This is a genomic window from Cellulomonas sp. HD19AZ1 (assembly GCF_004535805.1).
In the GTDB taxonomy this organism is placed as follows: Bacteria; Actinomycetota; Actinomycetes; order Actinomycetales; family Cellulomonadaceae; genus Cellulomonas; species Cellulomonas iranensis.
The window spans coordinates 254,176-269,617 of sequence record NZ_SPHX01000001.1 but is presented as its reverse complement, the minus strand read 5'-3'; the positions used below and the strand labels follow the sequence as shown (position 1 = coordinate 269,617).

Annotated in this window: 12 protein-coding genes; 7 read left to right on the top strand and 5 right to left on the bottom strand. The window is 75.9% G+C overall.

The genetic code is table 11. The features are described 5' to 3' along the window. Positions 1 to 1,293, bottom strand: coding sequence for a mechanosensitive ion channel family protein (locus tag E4A51_RS01230; RefSeq protein ID WP_370297449.1), 1,293 nt, complete (start codon positions 1,291 to 1,293; stop codon positions 1 to 3). A 506-nt stretch (positions 1,294 to 1,799) separates the two neighbouring features. Between E4A51_RS01230 and E4A51_RS01225 the strand changes: the two genes are divergently transcribed. From E4A51_RS01225 to E4A51_RS01210, 4 genes are all read left to right on the top strand, one after another. Then, on the top strand, positions 1,800 to 2,732 hold the full coding sequence (locus E4A51_RS01225) for a DNA-3-methyladenine glycosylase (protein WP_233421242.1): 933 nt from the start codon (positions 1,800 to 1,802) through the stop codon (positions 2,730 to 2,732). 118 nt (positions 2,733 to 2,850) lie between these two features. Beyond that, positions 2,851 to 3,840: a DUF4349 domain-containing protein gene (locus tag E4A51_RS01220; protein ID WP_134850672.1), complete on the top strand. Its 990-nt coding sequence runs from the start codon at positions 2,851 to 2,853 to the stop codon at positions 3,838 to 3,840. Positions 3,841 to 3,998: 158 nt separating this feature from the next. Continuing rightward, a complete protein-coding gene (locus E4A51_RS01215) occupies positions 3,999 to 5,909 on the top strand; it encodes a DUF4914 family protein (protein ID WP_046528812.1) in 1,911 nt (636 codons plus the stop codon). A 186-nt stretch (positions 5,910 to 6,095) separates the two neighbouring features. After that, complete coding sequence (locus tag E4A51_RS01210) at positions 6,096 to 8,825, top strand: HAD-IC family P-type ATPase (protein WP_134850671.1); 2,730 nt, start codon at positions 6,096 to 6,098, stop codon at positions 8,823 to 8,825. 38 nt (positions 8,826 to 8,863) lie between these two features. Here E4A51_RS01210 and E4A51_RS01205 read toward each other — a convergent pair whose 3' ends face one another. The 3 genes from E4A51_RS01205 to E4A51_RS01195 all read right to left on the bottom strand — a co-directional run bounded on the left by E4A51_RS01205 (position 8,864) and on the right by E4A51_RS01195 (position 10,138). Further along, positions 8,864 to 9,178 (bottom strand): hypothetical protein, encoded by a 315-nt coding sequence (locus E4A51_RS01205; RefSeq protein ID WP_134850670.1) that lies wholly within the window; start codon positions 9,176 to 9,178, stop codon positions 8,864 to 8,866. An 89-nt stretch (positions 9,179 to 9,267) separates the two neighbouring features. Beyond that, positions 9,268 to 9,678 (bottom strand): VOC family protein, encoded by a 411-nt coding sequence (locus tag E4A51_RS01200; RefSeq protein ID WP_070319887.1) that lies wholly within the window; start codon positions 9,676 to 9,678, stop codon positions 9,268 to 9,270. Between the two features lie 10 nt (positions 9,679 to 9,688). After that, the gene (locus E4A51_RS01195; protein WP_087510413.1) at positions 9,689 to 10,138 is read right to left on the bottom strand and encodes a helix-turn-helix transcriptional regulator; all 450 of its coding nucleotides are present in this window, start codon (positions 10,136 to 10,138) and stop codon (positions 9,689 to 9,691) included. 118 nt (positions 10,139 to 10,256) lie between these two features. Here E4A51_RS01195 and E4A51_RS01190 point away from each other — a divergent pair, with 118 nt between their 5' ends. The 3 genes from E4A51_RS01190 (at position 10,257) to E4A51_RS01180 (ending at position 14,464) form a co-directional block, all read left to right on the top strand. Then, on the top strand, positions 10,257 to 11,834 hold the full coding sequence (locus E4A51_RS01190; RefSeq protein ID WP_134850669.1) for a bifunctional phosphatase PAP2/diacylglycerol kinase family protein: 1,578 nt from the start codon (positions 10,257 to 10,259) through the stop codon (positions 11,832 to 11,834). 201 nt (positions 11,835 to 12,035) lie between these two features. Further along, complete coding sequence (locus E4A51_RS01185; protein WP_134850668.1) at positions 12,036 to 13,445, top strand: hemolysin family protein; 1,410 nt, start codon at positions 12,036 to 12,038, stop codon at positions 13,443 to 13,445. After that, the gene (locus tag E4A51_RS01180) at positions 13,442 to 14,464 is read left to right on the top strand and encodes a hemolysin family protein (protein WP_134850667.1); all 1,023 of its coding nucleotides are present in this window, start codon (positions 13,442 to 13,444) and stop codon (positions 14,462 to 14,464) included. Before E4A51_RS01185 ends, E4A51_RS01180 begins: the two co-directional genes overlap by 4 nt. A 65-nt stretch (positions 14,465 to 14,529) precedes the next feature. Here the strand turns inward: E4A51_RS01180 and E4A51_RS01175 are convergent, their stop codons facing one another. Beyond that, the gene (locus E4A51_RS01175; RefSeq protein ID WP_134850666.1) at positions 14,530 to 15,237 is read right to left on the bottom strand and encodes a FadR/GntR family transcriptional regulator; all 708 of its coding nucleotides are present in this window, start codon (positions 15,235 to 15,237) and stop codon (positions 14,530 to 14,532) included. Between the last annotated feature and the right edge of the window lie 205 nt (positions 15,238 to 15,442).

Here is a 15,442-nt window from a genome sequence, read left to right as displayed (position 1 = left end):
TCAGCGCTCGCGCGGCGCGGCACCCGCGCGTCCGGCGTCCGCGCCGACCGCGGACGCGGCGTCGGACACGGCACCGGGCGCGGCGTCGGAGGGCTCGTCGGCGGGGCCGTCGGACGCGTCGTCGCCCCGGGCACGCTCGGCGAGCACGTCCGGGCCCGGGCCCGCGAAGGCCTGCGAGCGCGCGACGGCCTCGACGCTGCCGGTGAAGAGCCGCGCGTCGCCGCCGTCCGGGCCGGCCACCCGCGCGGCGGGCACGGGGTGCGGAGCGGGAGCCACGGGCGCGGCGTCGTCGGACTCCAGGCGCGTGCGCGGCAGCGCGCCCGGCGCCTCGCGCTGCAGCCACGCGACCAGCCCCTCGCGGACGTGGCAGCGCAGGTCGAACAGCGTGGGCGCGTCGGACGCCGACGCGAGCGCCCGCACCCGGACGAGCCCGCCGACGGCGTCCGTGACCTGGAGGATGCCGACGCGGCCGTCCCACAGGTCCGTGACGGACAGCAGGCGCGCGAGCTCGGCCCGCATGGCCTCGACCGGCACGCGCCAGTCGACGTCGATCTCGACCGTGCCCAGCAGCTCGGCCGAGCGGCGGGTCCAGTTCTCGAAGGGCGTCGTCGTGAAGTACGTCGACGGCAGGATCAGGCGCCGGTCGTCCCACACGTGCACGACGACGTACGTCAGCGTGATCTCCTCGATGCGTCCCCACTCGCCGTCGGCGATGACGACGTCGTCGACGCGGATCGCGTCGGTGAACGCGAGCTGCAGCCCCGCGAACACGTTGGCGAGCGAGCTCTGCGCCGCGAGGCCCGCGACGATCGACAGCAGCCCGGCCGAGGCGAAGATGCTCGCGCCGAACGCCCGCGCGCCCGGGAACGTGAGCAGCACCGCGGCGACCCCGACGAGCACGAGCACCGCGACCGTGATGCGCCGCAGCACCTGCACCTGCGTGCGCACGCGGCGCGCGTGCCGGTTGTCGCGCACGTCCACGCGGTAGCGCTGCAGCGCGACGTCCTCGAGGACGAACGCGAGCGACCCGACGAGCCACGTCAGGGCGACGATCAGCGCGACGAGGAGCACGTGCTCGACCGGGGGACGCCACGGGGACGCCGCGTCGGTCGACACGCGCAGCGCGAGCCACACCGCGGCGACCAGGAGCGTCGCGCGCAACGGGCGCCGCGACCGGCGCGACAGGTCGGCCGCCACGGGCGCGCGGTGCGCGACCCGGCGGACGAGCGCCGCGACGGCGGCGGCCGCGAGGTACGCCGCCACGACGGCGACGACGACCGCGACGACGGGCAGCAGGGCGCCGCCGACGTCACGCGCGACGGCGGCGACGGCGGACTCGGACGGGCTGGGGGTGGGCGCCGCGACGGCGGTCGGCGCGCCCGGAACGGGGTGCGTCACGCGACCACGGTAGGCACGGGCCGGCGGGGGTCCGCGAGCGGGGACGGGCAGATCGCGACGAACGTCACACCGCCCGGGAACGACCGGTCCCGCCTCCGCGGACGGAGGCGGGACCCGGTGCAAGAGCCGTCTCGCCGGCACGAGGCGTGGCAGGCTCCCTGGCCCCGAGGGGCCGGTCCGGCTCTCGCCGGACCCTGTGGCGTTGCGGACGTGACGTGAATCTGATGACCCGCCGGCGGCCGGTCGCGGTGGACCGCGATCGGCTGCTGACCGACAGCATGGCACCGTCGTGTGACCGGCGCATCTCGAACGTGCGACCAGGACGCTACCGACGCTTTGCCGAGCGCGGCCCGGGACGTCGGCCGCCGAGCGCTGTCGGACCCCGTCGTTACCGTGGTGTGGTGCCCGTCCTCCCGTCCGTCGGCCCCGCCGCGCCCACGCCCGTGCTCGCCGGCACGTCGACGACCCCACCCACGGGCGAGGCCCGCGGGTCGGTCGTCGAGCTGGCCGTGCGCGTGCCCCTCGACCCCGCACCCGTGCTCGCGTCGACGGCCGCGCGCGCGGTGCCGGGCGTCGAGAGCGTCGGGGACGGCGCGGTGCGGCGCCTGGTCGACCTCGGCGGCGGTCACGTCGCCGTGACCGCCGCCGTGACCGCCGAGGGCGTGGTGCTGCGGACCGACGCCCCGGTGCCGGCCGCCGCGCTCGCGCGGCTCGCGGACCGCTGGTTCGGCCTCGCGGACGACCTCGCGCCCGTGCACGCCGCGCTCGGGGCCGACCCCGTGCTCGGTCCGCTGCTCGCGGCCCGCCCGCTGCTGCGCGTCGCGGGGCACCCCGACGGCTTCGAGACGGCCGTGCAGGCCGTGCTCACGCAGCAGGTGTCGCTGCGCGCGGGCGCGACGACCGGCGGCCGGCTCGCCGCGGCCTACGGGCGCCCGCACGCGTCGGGGCTGCGGACGTTCCCGACGCCCACCGACGTGGCGGACGTCGACCCGGTCGCGCTGCAGGCCGTGCTGCGCGTGCCGCACGCCCGCGCCCGCGCCGTGCACGCGCTGGCCGTGGCGTGCGCCGACGGGCTGGTGCTGGCGCCGGGCGTCGACGTGGCCGCGGTGCGCGAGCGCCTGCTCGCGGTGCCCGGCGTCGGGCCGTGGACGGCCGACGTGGTGGCGCTCCGCGCGCTCGGCGACCGCGACGCGTACCCCGCGGGCGACCTCGTGCTGCGCCGCGCGCTGGGCGTCGAGCACCCGCGCGACGCCGCCGCCGCGGGCCGCACGTGGGCGCCGTGGCGCGCGTTCGCCGCGACGCACCTGTGGGCGTCGCGCGCCGTGCCGGTCTGACGGCACGCGCGGCGGACGGCGCCGCAGGGTCACCGGGCGGTGCCGGTCCGGTGACGGCAGGGTCACGATCGGGCGGAACCACCACGGACGAGTCCGACCGTCCCTACCGTGGCCAGGCATGACGCCACTGCCGCAGGGTCCCGCCCGTCGCCCCTCCCCGCGCCGCGGCCGCGCCGCGCTCCTCGCGCTCGTGCTCGCGGCGCTCGCGCTCGGGGGCTGCAGCTCCGCCGACGACGGCGGCGCCTCCGAGGCCGCGCCCGCGGCCGACGGCGGCGCCGTGCGCGCGGGCGACGACACGGGGGTCGACACCGCCGACGTCGCCGCCGACGGGACCGCCTCGGGCCAGCAGGTCGTCCAGACGGCGCACGTGACGATGCTCGCGCCCGACCCGGTCGCCGCCGGTCACGCGGTCGTCGCGCTCGTCGAGCGCGTCGACGGCCGCGTCGACGCGCGCTCCGAGCGCTCGGGCGACGACGCGGGCGACCCCGGCTCCGCCGAGCTGACCGTGCGCGTGCCCGCGAGCGCGATGTCGACGATCGCCGACGACCTGCGCGAGATCGGCGACGTGCGCGACTTCCAGCTCGAGACCGAGGACGTGACGGGCGCCGCGCAGGACCTCGACGCCCGCGTCGCGGCGACCGAGCTGTCGGTCGCACGCATGTCGGACCTGCTGGCCCGCGCGACGACGAACGCCGACGTCATCTCCGCCGAGCAGGCGCTGACCGAGCGGCAGGCCACCCTCGAGCAGCTGCGCGCGGAGCGGGCGCGGCTCGCCGACCGGGTCGCCCTGTCCACGGTCTCCCTCGTCATCTACGCGCCCGACGCCGCGCCGGAGCAGACCGCCCCGGCGACGTTCCTCGACGGGCTGGGGACCGGCTGGTCGTCGTTCACGGCCGCCGTCCGCGGCGCGCTGGTCGTGCTCGGCGTGCTGCTGCCCTGGGCCCTCGCGGGCGGCGTGGTCGTCGGGCTCGTGCTCGCGTGGCAGCGCCGCCGCCGGGCGCCCGCGGCGGGCACGGCGGGCGCGCCGACGCCCGGAACCCCCGCCCCCGCGGCTCCCGGCGCGGCACCCGCGGCGGGTCCGGTGCCGCCCGCGCGCGACCGTCCGTGACCCGCGGGGAGGCCCGAAGGTCCCTTCGTCGCCGTCTCCGCCGGTCGTAATCTCCTGGCAAAGAGCAGCCCGCAGGCGGCACCACGTCGCCCCCGCGGTGCGGCTCGCCGGGCACTCGCACGCCGTCGCCCGGTCCCCCCGAAGGCGAAGGAGCTGCCGTGAGCGCCACCGTGACCGGTCCCCTGGCGGACGTGTCTCTCGCACCCGAGGTGCGTGCGGCCCTCGAGGCCAGTCCGCGACTCGTGATCCCCGCGACCCGCGAGGAGCTGTACCAGCTCGCGCTCGGCCCCGACGGCGGTCCCGTGTTCACGGTCGAGTACGACGTGAACGGCACGATGGTCCCCGAGGCGACCGTCACGCGCTGCCGCAACGGCGTGGCCGTGAACTACCCCGAGGACTACATGCGCCGGCGCGACCCGGACTGCATGCGGATCGCCGACGACCTGCCGACCGACAAGCCGCGCTACCGCGACGTGTTCGGCGCGGAGTTCGACCCGACGCGCGCCGAGACGCTCGAGTGGCTCGGCACGCAGGAGCTCGTGGTCGTGCCGTTCAAGGCCGGCGGCCCGCACTTCGGGTACCCGTCGCTCGCGATCGTGCCGCTCAACAGCGCGTTCTTCGCGCTCACGCTCGTCGACCTGCAGGGCTGGGTGACGTTCGACGAGATCGGCGCGTTCACGCCCCGCTCGATCCTCTACGTCGCGCCGCCGTTCCGGCACACGCACTTCGACAGCCGCCAGGTCGTCGTGCACAACCGGTCCGAGGTGCTGCACGAGGTCTGGGCGTACAACCTGTACCCGGGCCCGAGCGCCAAGAAGGGCGTGTTCTCGGTCCTGCTCGACATCGGCGAGCACGAGGGCTGGCTCACGGCGCACGCGTCGAGCGTGCGCGTGACCACGCCGTACGAGAACGAGACCGTGATCATGCACGAGGGCGCGTCGGGCGGCGGCAAGTCCGAGATGTGCCAGGAGATCCGGCGCGAGGGCGACGGGCGCATCCTCGTCGGCACGAACGTCGTGCGCGACGAGCCGTACCACATCACGCTCGGCGAGACGTCGAAGCTCGCGCCCGTGACGGACGACATGACGCTGTGCCACCCGTCCATCCAGAAGGGCAACGGGCGGCTGTCGGTGGCGGACGCCGAGGCCGGCTGGTTCGTGCGCGTCGACAACCTCACGAGCTACGGCGAGGACCCGGCGTTCGAGCGGGCCGTCATCGAGCCGCAGGAGCCGCTGCTGTTCCTGTCGATCGACGGCGTGCCGGACGCCACCGCGCTGCCGTGGGAGCACACGCTCGACTCCAACGGCAAGCGGTGCCCCAACCCGCGCGTCGTGATCCCGCGGACGTTCGTCAAGAACGTCATCTGCGAGCCCAAGGAGGTCGACGTCCGCACGTTCGGCGTCCGGATGCCGCTGTGCACGCGCGAGGCGCCGACGTACGGCGTCATGGGCATGATGCACATCGTGCCGCCGTCGCTCGCGTGGGTGTGGCGCCTGATCGCGCCGCGCGGCGACAAGAACCCGTCGATCGGCGAGAGCAAGGACGTCAAGAAGGCCCTCAAGCACGGTGGCATGGTCGCCGAGGGCGTCGGGTCGTACTGGCCGTTCTCGACCGGCACCAAGGTCGCGGCCGCGAACCTGCTGCTGCGCCAGATCGTCGAGAACGACCGCACGCGGTACGTCCTGACGCCGAACCAGCACATCGGCGCGTACAAGGTCGGGTTCTCGGCCGAGTGGCTGACCCGCGAGTACCTGGCGCGGCGCGGCGGCGGGCGGATCCTGCCCGAGCAGCTCACGCCGGCCCGGTGCGCGCTGTTCGGCTACCGGCCCAAGGAGATCAAGCTCGACGGCCAGCAGATCCGGCCCACGCTGCTGCAGCCCGAGTACCAGTCGCAGGTCGGTCTCGACGCGTACGACGCGGGTGCGCGGATCCTCACGGACTTCTTCAAGTCCGAGCTCGAGCAGTTCCTCACCGAGGACCTCGACCCGCTGGGCCGCAAGATCATCGAGGTGGTCCTGCGCGACGGCACGGTGGCCGACTACGAGGAGCTCACGCCGCTGTACGTGTGACGATCCCGCCGGGCCCGCCCGGCACCCGAGGGGCCGCGTCCTGCGACGGACGCGGCCCCTCGGCGTCCCCGCCGCGCGCCGTGCTCCCCGCCCGCCGTTCTCCCGGCCCGCCGTTCCCTGCGCGCGCCGCGCGTGCCACGATGCCAGGAGGGTGATCGCCGGACCGACGCAGCGACGGGGTGAGCGATGTCGACCATCACGCCCGACCACGAGCGCCCCGGCGCGGCGCGGCAGGACGCGCTGCTGCCGTACGCGCGCCAGGCCGACGACGTGCTCGAGGCGCTGGGCAGCGCACGCGCGGGCCTGACGTCCGACGACGCGCGAGCCCGGCTGGCGACGACGGGACCCAACCGGCTGCCGACGCCGCAGCGCCCGCACGCGGTCGTGCGCTTCGCGTCGCACTTCGACGACGTGCTCATCTACATCCTGCTCGCGGCGGCCGTGCTCAAGGCGTTCCTCGGCGACTGGGTCGACTTCGCGGTGATCCTCGTGGTCGCCGTCGTCAACGCCCTGGTGGGGTTCCTGCAGGAGGGGCAGGCCGAGCGCGCGCTCGACGGGATCCGCACGATGCTGTCGCTGGACGCGACCGTGCGTCGCGACGGCGCGTGGACCGACGTCGACGCCGAGACGCTCGTGCCCGGCGACGTCGTGCGCGTGCGCTCGGGCGACAAGGTCCCGGCCGACGTGCGACTGCTCGCCGCGACGCACCTGCAGGTCGACGAGTCCGCGCTCACGGGCGAGTCGGTGCCCGCGGCGAAGGACGTCGCGCCGGTCGGTGCCGACGCGGGCGTCGGCGACCGCGCCAGCATGCTGTTCTCGGGCACGATCGTCGCGACCGGGACCGGCCGGGGCGTGGTCACCGCGACGGGGGCCGGCACGGAGATCGGGCGCATCCAGTCGCTCATCGCGGACGTCGACCCCCTCGAGACACCGCTCAAGCGGCAGCTGGGCCGCCTGGGCACGCTGCTGTCGCGCGGGATCCTCGTCATGGCGTTCGCGATGCTCGTCATCGGCCGCGTCGTGCACGACTTCGCGCTGCCCGAGCTGGTGTCGGCCGCGATCGGCTTCGCGGTCGCGGCCGTGCCCGAGGGTCTGCCGGCGCTCGTGACGATCACGCTCGCGCTGGGCGTGCAGCAGATGGCGCGTCGGCAGGCGATCACGCGCAAGCTCCCCGCGGTCGAGGCGCTGGGGTCGGTGACGACGATCTGCTCGGACAAGACCGGGACGCTCACGCGCAACGAGATGACGGCGCGCACGGTCGTGACAGCCGAGCGCACGTACGACGTCGAGGGCCTGGGGTACGAGCCGACCGGCGGCGTCACGCTCGACGGCGCGCCCGCGCCGCTCGCGGACCACCCCGACCTGCACGCGCTGGTGCGGGCGGCCGCGCTGTGCAACGACGCGCGCGTGACCCCCGACGAGGCCGGCCGCTGGCGCGTCGTCGGGCAGCCCACCGAGGGTGCGCTCACGACGCTCGCGCTGAAGTCCGGTCTCGGCACCGCGGGGGCGCGGCGCCTCGCGGCGGTGCCGTTCGAGTCGGCGACGAAGCTCGCGGCGACGCTCGACCGGCTCGCGGAGGACGACGTGCGCATCCACGTGCTGGGCGCGCCCGACCGCCTCCTGGACCGCGCGGCGACGCAGCGGGCGCCCGGCGGCGGGACGGCGCCGCTCGACGCGGCCACGTGGGAGCGCACGGTCGACGCGCTCGGCGCGCAGGGCCTGCGGGTGCTGGCGGCGGCCGAGCGACGCGTCGACCCCGCGACGTCCGCGCTCACGCTCGCGGACGTCGACGAGGGGCTCACCTTCCTGGGGGTCGTGGGGATCGTCGACCCGCCGCGGCCGGAGGCCGTGACCGCGATCGCCGACTGCCACCGCGCGGGCATCGCGGTGAAGATGATCACGGGCGACCACGCGGGCACCGCCGTCGCGATCGCGCGCGAGCTGGGCATCGTGCCCGCGGGCGAGCAGGTCGAGGCGCTCACGGGTGCCGAGCTGGAGGCCATGAGCGCCGAGCAGCTGCGCACGCGCGTGCGCGACGTCGACGTGTACGCGCGCACGAGCCCCGAGCACAAGATCCGGATCGTGCGTGCGCTGCAGTCGCACCACGAGGTGGTCGCGATGACCGGCGACGGCGTCAACGACGCGCCCGCGCTCACGCGGGCCGACGTGGGCATCGCCATGGGGGTCAAGGGCACCGAGGCCACCAAGGAGGCGGCCGAGATCGTGCTCGCGGACGACAACTTCGCGACGATCGAGCGCGCGGTCGAGGAGGGGCGCCGGATCTACGACAACATCCGCAAGTCGGTGGTGTTCCTGCTGCCGACCAACGGTGCGCAGTCGCTCGTCATCCTCGTGGCCGTGCTCTTCGGCCTCGCGCTGCCGCTGACGCCCGTGCAGATCCTGTGGGTCAACCTCGTCACGGCGGTCACGCTGTCGCTCGCGCTCGCGTACGACCCGGCGGAGGCCGGGATCATGGACCGGCCGCCGCGGTCGCCGAAGGAGGCCGTGCTGTCGCGCCCCGCGCTCGTGCTCGTGGTGTGGGCGTCGCTGCTGATCGGCGGCGCGACGCTCGCGACGTACCTGGTCGAGAAGCAGCTCGGCGCCGGCGACGGCGTCGCGCAGACCGCCGCGGTGACGATGCTCGCGCTCGGGCAGACCGCGTTCCTGTTCTCGTGCCGGTTCCTCACCGGGTCGAGCCTGACGTGGCGCGTGCTCACCGGGAACCGCGTGGTGTGGATGGCCGTGGGCGCGCTGCTGGTGCTGCAGCTCGTGTTCACGTACGCGCCGTTCATGCACGACTGGTTCGACTCGGCGCCGATCGGTGCGCGCGAGTGGGGCCTGACCGCGGCGTTCGCCGTCGCCGTGTTCCTGCTCGCGGAGCTCGGGAAGGTGGTCGCGCGGCGCGTGCGCGCGTGACCGGGCACCACCGGTCCCGCGGTCGGGTCGACGTGCGGTCAGGCCGGCGTGCGCTCGGGCGGGACACGCTCGGGCGGCACGAACCAGCTCACGGACCGCGCGACGTCGCCCGCGCGCAGCCAGGTGTGCCGCTCGGACCGCGGGTCGTGGTCGTGCTCGCGCCACGCGACCATCACGTGCGTGCGCGTCCACCGGATCGCGCGCGCCGCGCGCCACTCCTCGGTGCCGTCGGACCACACGAGCCGGACGACGACCGCGACGTCGCCCTGCGGGCGCGTCGGGATGCCGTCGGGGACCTCGCTGTTGGCGACGTCCCGGGCGGGCGGGCGCGGCGGGGTCGGGCGGTCGGGCATGGACCCATCGTATCGAACACGTGTTCGACCGCATCACGCTGGTGCGATCTTTCACCCGGACCGGACGGCGCCGCGCCCCGGGGGCGCCGTCACGCGACCTGGTGGATCCGCACCATGTTCCCGGCGGGGTCGCGGAACGCGCAGTCCCGCACGCCGTACGGCTGGTCGGCGGGCTCCTGCACGACCTCGGCGCCACCGGCCTGCACCTGCGCGAACACCGCGTCCACGTCGGACGTGCCGAGCACGACCGCGCCGTACGAGCCCTTCGCCATGAGCTCGGCGATCACGCGTCGCTCGTCCTCGGTGACGCCCGGGTCGGCCGCCGGCGGGTGCAGCACGACCGACGTGAGCGGCTGCGCGGGCGGGCCCACGGTGATCCAGCGCATCGCGCCGTGGCCGACGTCGTTGCGCACCTCGAACCCGAGCACGTCGCGGTAGAACACGAGCGACGCCTCGGGGTCGTCGGCCGGCAGGAACGCGAGATGGAGGAACAGGTCCATGCACGCCACGCTAGGCCGACGCGCCCGCCGCGGACTTCTCGGATCCTGACGGGTCCCGGCGCGGCCGCATGACCTGCTTGACGACGCACCCGGGGAGCCCCGCGCCCTGCCCGGCCGCGAGGCGCCGGTAACGCCCCGGCGAGACGCCGACGAGCTCGGTGAACCGCGTCGTGAACGTGCCGAGCGACCCGCACCCGACCGCGAAGCAGACCTCGGTGACCGACAGGTCGCCGCGCCGCAGCAGGGCCATCGCGCGCTCGACGCGACGCGTCATGAGGTACGCGTACGGCGGCTCGCCGAACGCGGCGCGGAACCGCCGGCTGAGGTGCCCGGCGGACATGTGCACGCCCCGCGCGAGCGCCTCGACGTCGAGCGGCTGCGCGTAGTCCCGGTCGATGCGGTCACGCACCGTGCGCAGCAGCCGCAGCTCGCGCAGCCGCGCGTCCGCATCGGTCGTCATGGCACCAGCGTGCCCCTCCCGCGTGCGTGTGACCAGCGCCACGACGCACGACCGGCGCCCCCGGGAGCCGCGTGCGACGCTGGGCCGGACGTGCGCGCCGCGCACCGGGAGGGGTGCCATGCCGAGGGTTCACGAGGGCCGCGCGCGCGGTGTGCTGCAGCCCCACGTGCGGTCGACGCTCGTGCGGCGCCTGGACCGCGCGGCGCACGACCGCACCGCCGCGCGCCGGCTCGGCCCGCGCGCCGACGCCGCGCTGGTGCGGCTCTCGACCGCCGCGGACCGCTCGCGCCTGTGGTGGGCGGTCGGCGCGGGCCTGGCGCTGACGGGCGCGCGCGGGCGGCGTGCCGCGCTGCGCGGCCTGGGGTCGGTCGCGGTCGCGAGCGCACTGGCGAACCTGCTCGGCAAGGTCGTGTTCGGCGGGGCCCGCCCCGACGCGACGACGCTGCCGTGGGTGCGCCGGCTCGCGCGGCAGCCGACGTCGGGCTCGTTCCCGTCGGGGCACAGCGCGTCGGCCGCCGCGTTCGCGACCGGCGTCGCGCTCGAGTGGCCCGCCGCGGGCGCGGCCGTCGCACCCGTGGCCGGGGCCGTCGCGTACTCGCGCCTGCACGTCGCCGCGCACTGGACGTCCGACGTCGTCGCCGGCGCCGCGCTGGGGGCCGGGGTCGCGCTCGTCGGGCGACGGCTCGTGCCGTCCGGCGACCTGCCCGGCCCGGACGTCCCCGCGGGCCCGCCGGCCGTCGTGCCCGCGCTGCCGGAGGGCGAGGGGCTCACGGTCGTGGTCAACCCGCGCTCGGGCGCGTCGAGCGTGCGCCTGCGGCCCGTGACCGAGCAGGTGCGCGCGGCGCTCCCCCGCGCGCGCGTCGTCGAGCTCGCCGACGGCACGTCGGCCACCGACCTCGTGGCGCGGGCCGTGGCCGCCGGTGCACGCGCGGTCGGCGTCGCGGGCGGCGACGGCACGGTCGGTGCGGTCGCGCACGCGGCGCGCGCGCACGGTCTGCCGCTCGCGGTCTTCCCGACCGGCACGCTGAACCACTTCGCGCGCGCCGCCGACCTCACGTCGGTCACGGCCACGGCCCGCGCGGTCGAGACCGGCACGGCCGTGACGGTCGACGTCGGCGAGCTCACGGTCGGCGACGACGCCCCGGTGACGGTCCTCAACACGTTCTCGGTGGGCGTCTACCCCGAGCTCGTGACGACCCGCGACCGGCTCGCGCCGCGCCTGGGCAAGCCCGTCGCCGCGCTCGTGGCGGCCGCGCGCACGCTGCGCGCGGCCGAGCCCGTCGCGCTCGTCGTCGACGACGAGGACGGCCGCTGGTGGTCGGTCTTCGCGGGCGTCGACCGCTACCACCCGACGAGCCTCGCCCCCGTCGCGCGCCGCCGCCTCGACGACGGGCTGCTCGACGTGCGTGACGCGCGCGACGGGACGGCGCACAGCCGGCTGCGCACGTTCCTCGAGGCCGCGGGCGGCGACCTGGGGGCGCGCCTCGCGCACGCCGTGCCACCCGTGCGGCGGCGGCTGGTCGTGCGGCAGCGCGGCGCGACCGCGCTGCGCGTGCGCGCGCGGGACGACGGGCAGCCCGTGGTGCTCGCGCACGACGGCGAGACGACCGACCTGCCGGCGGGTGCGACCGCGCACCTGCGGCTGCTGCCCGCGGCGCTCGTCGTCTACGCGCCGCACGAACCGCGCGACGGCTGACACCGCGACACCTGGGCGCACGGGGCACGCACGGGCGCGTCCTCTACGATCGTCGACGCCGCGGGAACACGGCGACCCCTCGCGACGTTCCCCACGCGTCCCCCTTCACCGACCCGGAGATCCGATGGACCCCGACAGTCCCGGGCACAGTCCCGTGCCCCGCCCCTGCTACGCGACGACGCGACGGGGGGTGGGGCACCGATGTGGGTGATCACCCTGCTGCTCGGCGTGCTCGTCATCCTGGCGATCACCGCCGCGACCGCGTACTTCGTGGCGCAGGAGTTCGGCTACATGTCCGTCGACCGGTCGCGGCTCGCCGCCCGGGCCGAGGCCGGTGACGCCGGTGCGCGCAAGGCGCTCGAGGTCACGCGCCGCACGTCCTTCATGCTGTCGGGCGCCCAGCTCGGCATCACCGTCACGGGCCTGCTCGTCGGGTACGTGGCCGAGCCGCTGGTCGGCGAGTCGATCGGCGAGGCCCTCGGCCTCGTGCACGTGCCGACGGGCGTCGGCATCGCGGTCGGCACCGTGCTCGCGCTGCTGTTCTCGACGTTCGTGCAGATGCTGTTCGGCGAGCTGTTCCCCAAGAACCTCGCCATCGCGCGCCCCGAGCCGACGGCCGTGCGGCTCGCGACGTCGACCATCTGGTACCTGCGCGGGTTCGGCTGGCTCATCCGCGTGTTCGACGCGGCGTCGAACGCGCTGCTCAAGGTGCTGGGCATCGAGCCCGTGCACGACGTCGAGCACTCGGCGACCGCGCGCGACCTCGAGCACATCGTCGCGGACTCGACCGACCTGCCGCGCGAGCTGTCGGTGCTGCTGGACCGCATCATCGACTTCCCGCAGCGCGACGTCGAGCACGCGATGGTGCCGCGCTCGCGCGTCGACACGGTGACCCCCGACACGGGCGTCGCGCGCCTGCGCGAGCTCATGTCCGACGGGCACTCGCGCTACCCGGTGCTCGACGACGAGACCGTCACGGGCGTCGTGCACCTGCCCGACGTGCTGCGCTGCACCGACCCGTCGGCGACCGCGGCGCGCCTGCAGCGCCCCGCCGCGCTCGTGCCCGAGTCGATGGCGCTGACGGACGCGGTACGCCTGCTGGTCGGCTCGGACAACCAGCTCGCGGTCGTCATCGACGAGTACGGCGGCTTCGCCGGTGCGCTGTCCCTCGAGGACGTCGCCGAGGAGCTCGTGGGCGAGATCCACGACGAGCACGACCCGCTCGACGCGGCCGACGCGACCGAGCAGGACGACGGCTCGTGGCTCGTCGCGGGCGACGTGCACGTCGACGAGGTCGAGCGCGCGCTCGGCCGCGACCTGCCGCGCGACGACTACGAGACGATCGCCGGCCTGGCGATCGACGCGCACGGCGCGCTGCCCCCCGAGGGCACGGTCCTGCAGGTGCCGCTGCCGCCCGACCCGGCGCTGCTCGCCGAGGCGGGCGAGCCGCCCGCCGAGGTGCTGCGCATCGAGGTCCTCGACGTCGAGCGGCACGTGCCCTCGCGCGTCCGCCTGAGCGTCGAGCAGGCCGAGCCGGACGGGCAGGACGAGGGGGCCGAGCAGCACGAGGACGAGCCCGCGGACGCCGCGGACCAGGAGGTCGAGCGATGAGCACGTGGGTCGTCGTCGTCGTGACGGTCGCGATCATCGCGCTGTCCGCGTTCTTCGTCGCCGTCGAGTTCGCGATGCTGGCGGCACGCCGCCACCGCCTCGAGGACGCCGCCGGCTCCAGCCGGTCGGCACGCGCCGCGCTGCGCAGCTCGCACGAGCTGACGGTCCTGCTCGCGGGCGCGCAGCTCGGCATCACGGCGTGCACGCTCGCGCTCGGCGCGATCACCAAGCCCGCGGTGCACCACTGGCTCACGCCGCTGTTCGCGTCGTGGGGCCTGCCGGCCGTGCCGGCCGACGTGCTGGGGTTCGTCCTCGCGCTCGTCGTCGTGACGTTCCTGCACCTCGTGGTCGGCGAGATGGCGCCCAAGTCGTGGGCCATCGCGCACCCCGAGTCGTCGGCGCAGCTGCTCGCGCTGCCGATGCGCGCGTTCATGTGGGCCGTGCGGCCCGTGCTGCGGGCGCTCAACGAGACCGCCAACCGGATGCTGCGCCGCGTGGGCGTCGAGCCGGTCGACGAGATGGCCGCGGGCACCGACCCGGCGTCGCTGCGCCACCTGGTCGAGCACTCCGCGAACGTGGGCGCGCTCGACGCGGCGTTCTCGCGGCAGCTCTCGCAGGCGCTCGACCTGCAGCGCATGACGGTCGGCGACCTCGCCGACCCGAGCGCGGCGCCGGTGACGGTGCCGACGGGCGGGACGGTCGAGGACGTGCAGCGCGTGTCGCTCGAGAGCGGGCACCTGCGCATCCTCGTCGGCGACGGGGACGCGGTGTCGGGGGTCGTGCACGTGCGCGACACCCTCACGAGCCCGCCCGAGGCACCGCTCGCGCCGTTCGTGCGGCCCGTGTACGAGCTGCCGGCGGACACGCTGGTCGCGACCGCGTTCGCGGGCATGCGCGAGGGTCGCCACCACCTCGCGGTCGTCACGGGCGGCGAGCGCGCGCTCGTCGTGACGCTCGCCGACGTCGTGGAGCGGCTGCTGCCGCGCGCGACCGGCGCACCGGCCCCCGCGGGGGTCTGACGCACGAGGTCCACGGGCCCGTCCCCTCACGGGGGCGGGCCCGTCGTCGTGCACGACGGACGGCGTCAGTGCGCGCGGCGTGCGATGAGCCCGCGCACGGACCCGAGGTGCTCGGCCATCGCGCGGCGCGCGCCCTCGGCGTCGTGCCGCTCGATCGCGTCGTAGACGGCGCGGTGCCCGTCGAGGGACGTGCGGCGCCCCTCCTTGGTGGTGTGCGAGTGCCGGCGCACCCCCATGGTCCAGTCGGTCATGAGCGTGTGCAGCGTGCTGACCAGCGGGTTCCCGGCCGCGCGCGCGACGAGCAGGTGGAACTCGATGTCGCACTCGAGCGACCCCTCGGCACGCGCCTGGCCGGCCGTGCGGTCGAGCACCTCGCGGAGCTGGAGGAGGTTCGCCGCGGTCGCGCGCTGCGCCGCGAGCCCGGCGACGGCGGGCTCGACGATCTCGCGGAGCTCGGCGGCGTCGCGCTCCTCGCGCGACGGCGCGTCCGGCGCCGACAGGTCGAGCAGCTCGCGCTCGGCACCGGTGCGCTCGACGACGACCGTGCCGCGCCCGGGACGGCGCTCGATGAGGTGCTTGTTCTCGAGCTCGTGCATGGCCTCGCGCAGCGTCGCGCGGGACACCTGGAGGGTCGCGGCGAGGTCGCGCTCGGCCGGCAGCCGGTCGCCCGGCGTGAGGCTGCCGGTCGCGATGAGGCGCTCGAGGTGGGCGGCGAGCACGACCGAGATGTTCTCGGTCCTGCGGGACAGGGGCGGGATCTCGACCGGGCTCACCTGGGTGCTCCTTCGCCACGGCGTCGGCGGACGGCCGGACGCTACCACGGTCGCGGCCTGTTGGTCTGACCATCCGACCGCCTGTTTCGGCCCTGTGAACTTGCCGTAACAGTCTCTCGACGTCGAGCGACCAGGCCTGGACGGGCGTCTAGCGTCAGCCGCACTTGGTCAGACCATCTGGCCGAGAGCCTCCCCCGGCGACCGG